General features: G+C 60.8%; 11 protein-coding genes. 6 read left to right on the top strand and 5 right to left on the bottom strand.

What is annotated here, in order from left to right; genetic code table 11:
• Positions 1-93: 93 nt before the first annotated feature.
• From AC27VU_RS16270 to AC27VU_RS16260, 3 genes are all read left to right on the top strand, one after another.
• Positions 94-1,155: a Gfo/Idh/MocA family protein gene (locus AC27VU_RS16270; RefSeq protein WP_262142434.1), complete on the top strand. Its 1,062-nt coding sequence runs from the start codon at positions 94-96 to the stop codon at positions 1,153-1,155.
• Between the two features lie 2 nt (positions 1,156-1,157).
• Complete coding sequence (locus AC27VU_RS16265) at positions 1,158-1,973, top strand: sugar phosphate isomerase/epimerase family protein (protein WP_488724440.1); 816 nt, start codon at positions 1,158-1,160, stop codon at positions 1,971-1,973.
• Positions 1,974-2,089: 116 nt separating this feature from the next.
• The gene (locus AC27VU_RS16260; RefSeq protein WP_103521683.1) at positions 2,090-2,968 is read left to right on the top strand and encodes a DMT family transporter; all 879 of its coding nucleotides are present in this window, start codon (positions 2,090-2,092) and stop codon (positions 2,966-2,968) included.
• A 130-nt stretch (positions 2,969-3,098) separates the two neighbouring features.
• Here the strand turns inward: AC27VU_RS16260 and AC27VU_RS16255 are convergent, their stop codons facing one another.
• On the bottom strand, positions 3,099-4,436 hold the full coding sequence (locus AC27VU_RS16255) for an MFS transporter (protein WP_488724439.1): 1,338 nt from the start codon (positions 4,434-4,436) through the stop codon (positions 3,099-3,101).
• Between the two features lie 267 nt (positions 4,437-4,703).
• Here AC27VU_RS16255 and quiC point away from each other — a divergent pair, with 267 nt between their 5' ends.
• Entirely contained in the window at positions 4,704-6,605 is a 1,902-nt protein-coding gene (gene quiC / locus AC27VU_RS16250; RefSeq protein WP_488724438.1) for a 3-dehydroshikimate dehydratase QuiC, read from the top strand.
• 102 nt (positions 6,606-6,707) lie between these two features.
• Positions 6,708-7,385, top strand: a complete 678-nt coding sequence (locus AC27VU_RS16245) for a TetR/AcrR family transcriptional regulator (protein WP_201136521.1) — start codon at positions 6,708-6,710, stop codon at positions 7,383-7,385.
• 116 nt (positions 7,386-7,501) lie between these two features.
• On the opposite strand, the gene AC27VU_RS16240 is transcribed toward AC27VU_RS16245, so the two are convergent.
• Both AC27VU_RS16240 and aroQ read right to left on the bottom strand, forming a co-directional pair.
• The gene (locus AC27VU_RS16240; protein WP_473018237.1) at positions 7,502-8,356 is read right to left on the bottom strand and encodes a shikimate dehydrogenase; all 855 of its coding nucleotides are present in this window, start codon (positions 8,354-8,356) and stop codon (positions 7,502-7,504) included.
• Positions 8,353-8,802: a type II 3-dehydroquinate dehydratase gene (aroQ, locus tag AC27VU_RS16235; protein WP_400497273.1), complete on the bottom strand. Its 450-nt coding sequence runs from the start codon at positions 8,800-8,802 to the stop codon at positions 8,353-8,355. Before aroQ ends, AC27VU_RS16240 begins: the two co-directional genes overlap by 4 nt.
• Before the next feature lie 586 nt (positions 8,803-9,388).
• Here aroQ and AC27VU_RS16230 point away from each other — a divergent pair.
• Positions 9,389-9,835 carry a DUF2442 domain-containing protein gene (locus tag AC27VU_RS16230; protein WP_488724437.1) on the top strand — a complete coding sequence of 149 codons (447 nt, stop codon included), beginning with the start codon at positions 9,389-9,391 and terminating at the stop codon, positions 9,833-9,835.
• A 55-nt stretch (positions 9,836-9,890) separates the two neighbouring features.
• Here AC27VU_RS16230 and trmA read toward each other — a convergent pair whose 3' ends face one another.
• Positions 9,891-10,970 carry a tRNA (uridine(54)-C5)-methyltransferase TrmA gene (trmA, locus tag AC27VU_RS16225; RefSeq protein ID WP_201136523.1) on the bottom strand — a complete coding sequence of 360 codons (1,080 nt, stop codon included), beginning with the start codon at positions 10,968-10,970 and terminating at the stop codon, positions 9,891-9,893.
• Complete coding sequence (locus tag AC27VU_RS16220; protein ID WP_003228434.1) at positions 10,967-12,262, bottom strand: NCS2 family permease; 1,296 nt, start codon at positions 12,260-12,262, stop codon at positions 10,967-10,969. The genes trmA and AC27VU_RS16220 overlap by 4 nt, the downstream gene beginning before the upstream one ends.
• Positions 12,263-12,415 lie beyond the last annotated feature (153 nt).

Genomic DNA, 12,415 nt, shown 5'->3' with positions numbered 1-12,415 from the left:
GGTTTTCCCATCACTGGGTGTTTGATTGTGGAACGCGGTTCTAAATTGTTGCTGGAGTGACTTTTCCAACAACAATCACAAAAGGATCGCGTTTTGACTCCGCCCCTTCGTATCGCCCTGATCGGCGCTGGCAACATGGGCCAGCAGCATTACCAGCACCTGCAAACCCTCAACGAAGCCCGCTTATGCGCAGTGGCCGATCCCGGCCCGCAGGCTGCCGCGCTCGCGGGGCAGTGGGGCGTGGCGTATTTCGCCGATCATCGGCAGATGCTGGAGCAGGCGCGGCCAGACGCGGTGATCGTGGCCAATCCGAATAATCAGCACGTCAGCACCGCCCTGGATTGCCTCGCCGCCGGGGTTCCGGTGTTGCTCGAGAAACCGGTCGGCGTGCACCTGGATGAGGTGCGTGAACTGGTGGCGGCGGTCAAACGCTGTGGCGTGCCGGTGCTGGTCGGCCATCATCGGCGGCACAATCCGCTGATCGTGCGCGCCCATGAGTTGTTGCGCAGCGGCGCGCTCGGGCGGCTGACCACGGTTACCGCGCTGTTCCAGTTACGCAAACCCGACCGTTATTTCGAGATCCCGTGGCGCCGTGAGCCGGGGGCGGGCCTGTTGCTGACCAATCTGATTCACGACCTTGATCTGCTGCGTCACCTGTGCGGTGAGGTGCAATCGGTGCAGGCCGTCACCGACAACGCGGTGCGTGGTTTTGCCAACGAAGACAGTGTGGCGCTGTTGCTGCAATTTGCCGACGGTGCACTCGGTACGCTGAGCGGTTCTGATGCCGTCGCCGCGCCGTGGAGCTGGGAGCTGAATTCCGGGGAGAACCCGGTCTACCCGCGTCAGGTCGATCAGCCGTGTTATCTGCTGGCGGGTACCGCCGGGGCGCTGAGCATTCCGCAACTCAAGCGCTGGCATTACGCTGCCGATCAAGTCGATGCCGGTTGGCACGAGCCTTTGCTCGCGGTGCAGGAACATTGCGCGGCCGGTGACGCCTTGCGTTTGCAGCTGCAGCATTTTGTGCAGGTCGCGCGGCGTGAAGTCGAACCGCTGGTCAGTGCCGCCGATGCCGCACGAACATTGGCGCTGGTCGAGGCGATTCGCGAGGCGGCGGCCAGCGGTCGTGCCTGTTCCCCTGCAGTGGTCGAGGCTTGAACATGAACGAACGAATCCTGTCCCTGGCCAGTCTCACCGTACTCGAATTGTCGCCACCGCAAATGGTCGAGGTGGCGGCGCGTGCCGGTTACAGTCATGTCGGCCTGCGTCTCGAGCCGGCGACGCCCGAGGAATATCACTTTCCGTTGGTGGCCGATGCTGATTTGCGGCGTCAGACGCTGGCGCGTTTGCGCGACACTGGCATCGCTGTGCTCGATGTGGAAATCCTGCGCTTGAAACCGCAAACCGTGGTCGCCGATCTTGAGCAATTGCTGGCCGTCGGTGCGGAGTTCGGCGCCAGTGAGTTACTGGTCGCCGGCAACGATCCTGACGAGCAACGGCTCACCGACAATTTTGCTGCGCTGTGTGATCTGGCGGCGCCTTACGGTTTGCATCCGCATCTGGAGTTCATGCCCTGGACCGATGCGCGCAACCTCGAGCAGGCGTTGCGCATCGTTGCCAACGCCGAGCGGGAAAATGCCGCGGTGCTGGTCGATGCCTTTCATTTCGATCGCTCCGGCTCACGGCTGGAGGATCTGGCCCACGTCGCGCCTGCGCGCCTGCGTTATGCGCAATTGTGTGATGTGGCGGGCCCGAGACCGGCGGACATGGCCGAGATCTTGCGTCAGGCGCGCAATGAGCGGCGGTTTCCCGGCGAGGGCGATTGTGACTTGCTCGGGTTGCTGAAAGCGCTGCCGACTAATCTTGCGTTGAGCCTGGAAATTCCTGCGGTGAAATTGCTCGAGCAGGGCGTGAGTGGATTGCAGCGGGCGCAGATGGCGATGGATAGCACCCGAGCGTTGTTGGCGCGGCTTTAAGCGCTGCTGCGCACCTGTCGCGGGCAACCCCGTTGCCACAGGGACAGTGTTGTTCCAGTGGCGACGAGACTTGCCTGCGAAGATTTTTGATCTTTTTTGCAACACAAGGAAATCCGATGACCGTCAGCACCCCGCTCTCTGGTGTCAACCAACCCTTCAAGGGGATCTTGCTGATTGTCGTGGCGACCTTCCTGTTCTCCAGCCACGACGCCCTGTCGAAATACCTTTCGGGTTTCTACCCGATCATCATGGTGGTGTGGGCGCGGTATCTGGTGCACACCTTGCTGATGGCGGGGATTTTCCTGCCGCAGTCGGGGTTGCGCGTGCTGCGCACCAAACGGCCGTTGTGGCAGTTGGCGCGGGCGTTGTGCCTGCTCGGCACCAGTCTGTTTTTCACCACTGCGCTGCTGTACATCCCGCTGGCCGAGGCCACGGCGGTCAACTTTCTTGCGCCGGTGCTGGTGACGGCCCTGTCGGTGCCGCTGCTCAAGGAACGGGTGACGCGCGGACAGTGGATCGCGGTGATCTGCGGTTTTATCGGGGTGCTGATCATCGTCCATCCGGGCGGCGAATTGTTCACCCCGGCGGTGTTGCTGCCATTCTGCTCGGCGTTGTTTTTCTGCTTCTATCAACTGCTGACGCGCAAGCTCGCGGAAATCGACAGCCCGACCACCAGCAACTTCTTCGCCGGGTTGTGCAACACCTTGGTGATGAGTGCGCTGGTGCCGTTCTTCTGGCAAGTGCCAACGTTGTCTCACGCTGTGTTGATGCTGGCGCTGGGCAGTTGCGGGATGACCGCGCATCTGTTTCTGACCCAGGCGTTCCGCCATGCCGCGCCGGCATTGCTGGCGCCGTTCGGTTATTGCCAGATCGTGTTTGCCGGGTTGTTGGGGTGGGTGGTGTTCAATCACACGCCGAGTCTGTTGACGGTGATCGGGATCGCGGTGATCTGTTGCAGCGGCCTGGCGGCGGCGTGGCAGCAGAGCCGTAAGTGAGATAAAGACACAACCCTGTGGGAGCGGGCTTGCTCGCGAAGGCGGTGGATCAGTCAACATCAATGTTGAGTGTCAGTCCGCTTTCGCGAGCAAGCCCGCTCCCACAGGGGGAGGGTGGTGCAGGCCGGGGTTACTCGGTAACGTCTGGAATCTTGCGCGGCGCCATGAAGTACATCCAGGTCAGCGCCAGGAAGTACATCGCCGGGATCAGCGTGAACAACACGGTGTAGTTGTTATGGGTGACGGTCAGGATGTGGCCGACGATCTGGGTCATGAACATCCCGCCGATCGCTGCGCACATGCCGCCGAAACCGAACACCGTGCTCATCATGTGCTTGGGCGTGTAGTCCATCACCAGGCTCCAGATGTTCGCAGTCCAGGCCTGATGCGCGCCGATGGCCAGAGAGATTGCCGCGACGGCGACCCACAGATTGCTCGAACCGGCGGCCATGATCACGCCAATGATGCAGCAGGCGAACAGGAACATCGACAGTAGCCGCGCCTTGATCGAGTTCATCCCGCGACCGATCAGGAACGACGACAGAATGCCGCCGCCGACGCTGCCGAAGTCGGCCGTCACGTAGATGATGATCAGCGGAATACCCATCTGGGTGACGTTGATGCCCAGGTTGTATTGCTGATTGAGAAACGGCGGCAGCCAATACAGGTAGAACCAGAACACCGGCGCGGTCAGCGAATAGGCGAGGGCGAACGCCCAGGTGCCACGCATGCGCAGGATGCGTGAAAACGGTACGCGGGCCTGTTCCGGTTCGACTTCCTGCTGGATGTAGTCGAGTTCGGATTTCTTCACCCGGGGATGGTCTTCCGGGTTGAAGTATTTCAAGCCCCAGAACAGCAGCCAGATCCCGCCGAGTGCCGACATGCACAGGAACGCCGCCTGCCAGCCCCACACGTGGAGAATCAGCGGCAACAGCATCGGCGTGAACATGGCGCCGACGTTGGTCCCGGCGTTGAAGATGCCGGTGGCCACGGCGCGTTCACCGGCCGGGAACCACAGGCGCGTGGTTTTCACGCAGGCCGGGTAGTTGGCCGCTTCGGTGAGACCGAGGATGAACCGGCAGACCATGAAGCCCACGGCCGAAGTCGCCAGACCGTGAGCGCCGGTGGCCAGGCTCCAGAGCAGCACTGCGCAGAAGAACACACGTTTCACGCCGACCCGGTCGATCAATCGTCCCTGCAGGACGAAACCAATCGCGTAGCCGACCTGAAACCAGAAGTTGATGTTGGCGTAATCCATCGCCGTCCAGCTCATTTCCTTGGCGAGGATGGGCTGCATGACGCCGAGGGCGGCGCGGTCGATGTAGTTCAGGGTCGTGGCGAAAAACACCAGCGCCAGCATGCCCCAACGGGTCTTGCCGACAGCCATGGCGCCGCGGATCTTGTCGCCGATGCCACCCGTGGCAGTGCTCATGGCCGGGGCCATGCGGGAAGTCTGTGAAGGAATCATTGTTCCACCCGTTTTTGAATTTGTTATGTGGTGTTGTTTGCACGCACTGCGACCGAAGGTTCATTTCCGGACTCAATGTGAAGTCGATGGTGGGCAGTGGACGAAAAATCGTCAATTCGTCGAAACGCCATAGTGTTCGATAATCGCACGCAAAACTAACCGGCTGGTACACTTTAAATTGCTGCTGAAGACGATGCAGCCAATAATTTCCTCACGATAAAAAACGATCCCCTGTAAAAAACTGCAGCGCAGTCCGGGAGTAGAAACATGCAGCGTTCCATTGCCACCGTTTCCCTGAGCGGCACCCTGCCGGAAAAGCTCGAAGCCATTGCCGCCGCCGGGTTCGACGGCGTCGAGATTTTCGAGAACGATCTTCTGTATTACGACGGCAGCCCGCGGGAAATCAGGCAGATGTGCGCTGACCTGGGGATCGCCATCACGCTGTTCCAGCCGTTCCGCGATTTTGAAGGCTGCCGGCGTGATCGACTGGCGCGCAATCTGGAGCGGGCCGAGCGCAAATTCGACCTGATGCAGGAACTGGGCACCGATCTGGTGTTGGTCTGCAGCAACGCCTCGGCGGACAGCATCGGCGATCAACGGATTCTCGTCGATGACCTGCGCCTGCTGGCTGAACGGGCCGGCGCTCGCGGGTTGCGCATCGGCTATGAAGCGCTGGCCTGGGGCCGGCACGTCAATACTTATCAACAGGTCTGGGACATCGTCCGCCAGGCCGATCACCCGGCCCTCGGCGTGCTGCTCGACAGTTTTCACACCCTGTCGCTGAAAGGTGATCCAAGCGCGATTGCCGACATTCCCGGCGACAAGATCTTCTTTGTGCAAATGGCCGACGCGCCGATCCTCGCCATGGATGTTCTGGAATGGAGCCGGCATTTCCGTTGCTTCCCGGGGCAGGGCGAATTCGATCTGCCGGGGTTCCTCGCGCCGATCATCCAGAGCGGCTACACCGGGCCGTTGTCGCTGGAGATCTTCAACGATGGTTTCCGCGCCGCACCGCCACGGGCGAATGCCGCCGATGGTCTGCGTTCGCTGCTGTATCTGGAAGAGAAAACCCGTCAGCGCCTGGAACAGCAAGCAACGCCGGTAGCCAACCGCGAAATCCTCTTCGAAACGCCGCCGGCCAGCGAATACAACGGCATCGAGTTTCTTGAGTTCGCCGTCGACGAAAGCCTCGGCGCCAAACTGAGCAACTGGCTGGAGCGCCTGGGCTTCGTCAAGGCCGGACAGCACCGCTCCAAGAGCGTGAGCCTGCTGCGTCAGGGTGATATCAACCTGATCCTCAACGCCGAACCGTATTCGTTTGGCCACAGTTTTTTCGAGGCCCATGGCCCGTCGCTGTGCGCCACTGCCGTGCGGGTCAAGGACAGCGCCAGCGCACTCGCTCGTGCGGTCGCCTACAAGGGCCAGCCCTATCGCGGCCTGGTCGGCCCCAACGAGCTGGAACTGGCCGCAGTGCGTGCACCGGATGGCAGCCTGATTTATCTGGTGGATGAAGCGGCGGATGTCTATGGCACCGACTTCAATCTGCTGCCGAACGCTCAGGCTCGTGGCGGCCTCAAGCGCATCGATCACATGGCCATGGCGTTGCCGGCCGACAGCCTCGACAGTTGGGTGCTGTTCTACAAGAGCCTGCTGGATTTCGAGGCTGACGATGAAGTGGTGCTGCCCGATCCGTATGGTCTGGTGAAAAGCCGGGCGTTGCGCAGCCGCGACAGCTCGATCCGTCTACCGCTGAACATCTCCGAGAATCGCAACACCGCGATCTCCCATGCGCTGTCGAGTTATCGCGGCTCCGGTGTGCATCACATCGCCTTCGATTGTGATGACATCTTCGCCGAAGTCAGCCGCGCCAAAGAAGCTGGTGTGCCGTTGCTGGATATCCCGCTCAACTATTACGACGACCTCGCCGCGCGCTTCGATTTCGACGACGAATTCCTCAGTGAGTTGGCGTATTACAACGTGCTCTACGACCGTGACGCGCAGGGTGGCGAGTTGTTTCACGTGTACACCGAGCCGTTCGAGGGGCGCTTCTTTTTCGAGATCATCCAGCGTAAAAACGGTTATGCCGGTTATGGTGCGGCGAACGTCGCGGTGCGTCTGGCGGCGATGGCCAAATCACGCAGCGGCGCGGTGCGCCAGGCGAAGTTGTAGGAAATTCGTAAACGCGGGATTAAACACGGGTCGCGCAGCTTCCTTAGCGCAGTTGTGCGGCCCATAATCGCCAGCCTGTGCAGTGATGGCCGTGAGCCCGCAATGACAATGACTTCAGAACTCCCCGCAGCCCCCGTCGTATCTGGCATCGAGCCGCGCAAGAGTCGCAAGAACAACCCGGAAAAGACCCGCGAGAACATCCTGCAGGAGGCGATCGTCGAGTTCGTCCAGCAGGGTTTGTCCGGCGCCCGCGTCGACGCGATCGCCGAGCGTATCCACACCTCCAAACGCATGATCTATTACTACTTCGGCAGTAAGGAGCAGTTGTATGTCGAGGTGCTGGAGAAGCTTTACGGCGACATCCGCAGCACCGAAAACCGCCTGCACCTGGCCGAGCTGCCCCCGGTGGTGGCGATCCGCCGACTGGTGGAGTTCACCTTCGATCACCACGACCGCAATGTCGATTTCGTGCGCATCGTCTGTATCGAAAACATCCACAACGCCGAGTTCGTGAAGCGTTCGGACACGATCAAGGCGATGAACAATACGATCCTCGATTCACTGGGCGAGATTTTGCGTCGCGGTGCCGAGGAGGGTGTGTTCCGCGCCGGGCTGGACGCGCTGGACGTGCACTTGCTGATCAGTTCGTTCTGCTTCTATCGCGTCTCGAACCGCCATACGTTCGGTGAGATTTTTCAGATCGACCTGCCGGACGAAAGCATCAAGCAGCGTCATCGCGAGATGATCTGCGAGTCGGTGTTGCGCTACTTGCAAGCCTGACACCCTCCAATGTGGGAGCGGGCTTGCTCGCGATGGCGGTGTGTCAGCCTATACATCTGGCGCCTGACACACAGCTTTCGCGAGCAAGCCCGCTCCCACAGGATCGATGTTGATCTTCAGCTATTCATGCTTTGGAAATGCGCAAGCATTCGCTGCGCATCCGGCACCACGCCGCTGAACAATTCAAAAGCCTTCACCGCTTGAAACACCGCCATGTTGCCGCCGTCCAGCGTGCGGCAACCGAGGGCACGGGCGTTGCGCAGCAGTTCGGTTTCCAGCGGGAAGTACACGATCTCCGCAACCCATAATTCCCTGCGCAGCAGCTCCACCGGCACCGGCATGCCCGGCAGTTTGGCCATGCCCATCGGCGTGGTATTCACCAGACCATCGGCCTGATTCAGCGTGCCCGGCAGATCTCGCCCGGCCACCGCGCGGCCTGAGCCGAAATGCTGGTTCAGGTTGTTCGCCAGACTCTCGGCGCGCTCGCGGTCGACGTCGAAAATGCTCAGTTGCTGTACGCCTTCGCTCAGCAGCGCGTGGGCCACCGCCGCCCCGGCACCACCGGCGCCCATCTGGACGACACGCTCACGCGCAGCGTCTGTCAGGCCTCGGCGAAAACCTTCGGCAAAACCCAGGCAATCGGTGTTGTGGCCGATGCGCTTGCCATCCTTGAGCACCACCGTGTTGACCGCGCCGATGCCCCGGGCTTCCGGCGACAGTTCATCGAGCAACGGGATGATCGCCTGCTTGCACGGGAAGGTGATGTTCAGGCCGGTGTAGTGCATGCGCTCGGCGGCCAGCAGCAAGTCGGGCAGCGCGTTGCTGTCGAGTTGCAACTGATCGAGGTCGATCAGTCGATACAGGTAGCGCAGGCCTTGGGCATCGCCCTCGTGTTCATGCAGTGCTGGCGTGCGCGAGGCCTGAATGCCCGCGCCAATCAGCCCGGCGAGTATTACGTTCTTACGGATCATGCTGCGCGTCCTTTCAGCCGTTGACTGAAATGCTCCAGGGCCAGGCGATAGCCATGGCTGCCGAAGCCGCACATCACCGCCGTGGCGATGGCCGAGACGAACGAGTGGTGGCGGAACGGCTCACGCGCATGCACGTTGGACAGGTGCACTTCGATCACCGGCAATTCACTGGCCACCAGCGCGTCGCGGATCGCCACCGAGGTGTGTGTCCAGGCCGCCGGGTTGATCACAATCCCGGCGCAGCGTCCGCGTGCCGCGTGAATCCAGTCGAGCAATTCGCCTTCGTGATTGGTCTGGCGAAATTCCACGGTCAGGCCGAATTCTTCAGCGGCGCGCCCGCACAGTGCAGAAATATCGGCCAGGGTTTCGTGACCGTAGGTCTGAGGTTCACGGGTGCCGAGCAGGTTCAGGTTCGGGCCGTTGAGCACCAGAACGATAGGGGGCATGGGGGCAAACTCCACTTATTGTTTTTGGCTTGGGCCGAGGGTCTCAGCCTGTGGAGGTAAAATGTACCAGATGGTTACCATGGTCAATTGAACTGCCTGGACCTTTGGCTTTTTTGTTCGGTGATCGCACACAAGCCGTTTTCATTTCAGATTTGCTCGAGTTGTATCGACAGCTTTGCTTACGTTTTTTCTTAAAGATTCAGCACCTCCTCACCCATGCCGCCGCTAGTCTCAAAGGGGGGAAAGCCATTGGGTGCTGTGCAGCACCGACCGTAGGATTTGCAAGGAAAATCGAATCTTGAAACTTATTAACCTAACGGATGGGTTAGCATGAAGGTATGCAGTTACAAGGGATTGTCGATAAGCATCATGTTGCGAGATGAGCATTGCCCACCACATGTCCACGTTAATGCAGGCGCCTGGAATGCCCGATTTCAGTTCAGTTTCTGGCACAACGACATTGATCTGTGGGATGTCGTGCCGCTTTCTCGTCGACCTACAGGATCAGTTCGGCGCGTTATGAGCCAGAAGCCGACAAGACTCTTCTGACATTGCTCGGCAAACTGGAAGGAGTGGAAATCGATTTATGAATGTCATCAAGGCAAAGCCGTCCGTGCATCGTCCACTGACGGAAGAAATGCTCGATGCCGCGATAAAACGTGGCGAAGCGCGACAAACAGGTAGCTTGCAGGCTGTTTCCGTGACCTTTGAAACCCCCTCTCTGGTCATTCGTTTTGAAGACGGCAGCGGTGTGTTGCTACCGGTAAGCCAGTATCCGGAGTTCGAAGGGTTTGAGGCAGACGATTATGCAAGCCTGACAGTCGGTTTTGCAGGCACTGCGCTTTGTCACGAGGGCAAAGACCTCGACGTTTCCATCTCCGGAATGATCTCGGCGAGCCCGTCACTCATGAGAATGGCGGCTTCGGTGGTAGCTTCGCGCAACGGTCGTCAAAGCAGTGCGGCAAAATCCGAAGCCGCACGAGCGAATGGCAAGAAGGGCGGGCGTCCACGTAAAACCGACACGGCACCGTAAGCAGGCACAAAAAAGCCGTCAATCACGACGGCTTTCTCGTATCTGGCATTCGCCATCAACGACGGGTCAGCAGCACCCCGGACTCCATGTGGTGCGTCCACGGGAACTGGTCGAACATTGCACAACGGGTGATGCGGTGGGTGTCGTGCAGTTGGGCGATGTTGGCCGCCAGGGTTTCCGGGTTGCAGGAGATGTACAGGATGTTGTCGAAGCGCCGGGTCAGCTCGCAGGTGTCCGGGTCCATGCCGGCGCGCGGCGGGTCGACGAACACGCTGCCGAACTCGTAGCTTTTCAGGTCGATGCCGTGCAGGCGACGGAACGGACGCACTTCGTTCAGCGCTTCGGTCAGCTCTTCGGCGGACAGACGCACCAGCGTGACGTTATCCACAGCGTTTTCGCTGAGGTTGCTCAGTGCGGCGTTGACCGAGGTCTTGCTGATCTCGGTGGCCAGCACGTTGCGCACGCGGGTGGCGAGCGGCAGGGTGAAGTTGCCGTTGCCGCAGTACAGCTCCAGCAGATCGTCGGGACGATCGCCCAATGCTTCGTACGCCCAGTTGAGCATCTTCTGGTTCACCGTGCCGTTGGGCTGGGTGAACGCGCCTTCCGGCTGACGGTAACTGAAGGTGCGACCGCCGACTTCAAGCTTCTCGACCACGTAATCGTGGCCGATCACTTCGCGCTTGCCCTTGGAGCGGCCGATGACGCTGACGTTGAGATCAGCCGCCAACTTCGACGCGGCCGCATGCCAGTGCTCGTCCAGCGGACGGTGATAGCACAGGGTGATCATCGCATCGCCGGCCAACGTGGTCAGGAACTCCACCTGGAACAGCTTGTGGCTCAGCGCCGAACTGGCCTGCCACGCCGCCTTGAGCTGCGGCATCAACTGGTTGATGCGCAGGCTGGCAATCGGGAATTCTTCGATCAGGATCGGCGTGCGTTTGTCGTCCTGGGAAAACATCGCGTAGTGCCGCTCACCGCCCTCGCGCCACAGGCGAAATTCCGCGCGCAGGCGGAAGTTCTGCAGCGGCGAGTCGAACACGGTCGGCTCTGGCGCATCGAACGGGGCCAGCAGGTCACGCAAACGCGTGACCTTGTCTTCGAGCTGAGTGGCGTAGGCCTGGGAATCGAAAGTCATGCGTTGAACCAACCCAACTTGATCACAAACAGAATCGACAGGATCACCAGCGCCGGGTTCAGCTCACGGGCGCGGCCCGACAGCAGCTTGATCACGGTCCAGGAGATGAAGCCGAAGGCGATGCCGTTGGCGATCGAGTAAGTGAATGGCATCGCCAGCGCGGTAACCACAACCGGTGCGGCCACGGTGATGTCTTCCCAGTCTATTTCCGCCAGACCGGAAGTCATCAGCACGGCGACGAACAGCAGCGCCGGTGCGGTGGCGAAGGCTGGAACGCTGGCCGCCAGTGGCGAGAAGAACAGCGCCAGCAGGAACAGGATCGCCACGACGACCGCCGTCAGGCCGGTACGCCCGCCAGCGCTCACGCCGGCAGCGGATTCGATGTAGCTGGTGGTGGTCGAAGTACCCAGCAGCGAGCCGGCCATCGCCGCGGTGCTGTCGGCGATCAGTGCACGACCCATTTTCGGCATGTGGCCGTCCTTGCCCATCAGGCCGGCGCGCTTGGCGACGCCGATCAGGGTGCCGGAGTTGTCGAACAGGTCGACGAACAGGAAGGCGAAGATCACGCTGACCAGACCGATGTCCAGCGCGCCCTTGATGTCCAGTTGCATGAAGGTCGGGGCCAGCGAAGGTGGCATCGAGGTCACGCCGCCAAACGGAGTGAAGCCCATGGCGATGGAAATGATGGTCACCGCCAGAATGCCGATCAGTACTGCGCCGCGCACTTTCAGCGCTTCGAGGGCGACGATCAGCGCGAAGCCGAGGGTGGCGAGGATCGGCGCCGGGGCTTTCAGGTCACCGAGGCCGACCATGGTCGCCGGGTTGCTGACTACGATGCCGGCGTTGTGCAGGGCGATCAGCGCCAGGAACAGGCCGATACCGGCGGCAATCGCCGAGCGCAGCGGTAGCGGGATGCTGTTGATGATCCATTCGCGGATGCGGAAGATCGACAGCAGGAAGAAGCACACTGCCGAGATGAACACCGCGCCCAGCGCCACTTGCCAGGTGTGGCCCATGTGCAGGACCACGGTGTAAGTGAAGAAGGCGTTCAGGCCCATGCCAGGCGCGAGGGCGATCGGGTAGTTGGCGATCAGGCCCATGATGGTCGAGCCGATGGCGGCTGCCAGACAGGTGGCGACGAACACCGCGCCCTTGTCCATGCCGGTCTCGCCGAGAATGCTCGGGTTGACGAACAGAATGTAGGCCATGGCCAGGAAGGTCGTGACGCCCGCCAGAATCTCGGTACGCACGTTGGTGTTGTGTGCCTTGAGTTGAAACAGCCTTTCCAGCATGTCTGCTCCCCGTGGCGCGCGCGGCGCCGTGAATGTATCGACCTCAACAGCAAAGCACAGACCGTCGCAAGCGCCTGGGAATTTGTGGTGGGCCGGAAAAAGCCGCGCATCATACCAGCAGCGTGAGGAATATGGCGGTTGTTGGTGCCGAAC

This window comes from Pseudomonas sp. 14P5.3.2 (genome assembly GCF_057799175.1).
The sequence above is the reverse complement of the archived record's forward strand: the minus strand, read 5'-3'. Positions and strand labels throughout refer to the sequence as shown.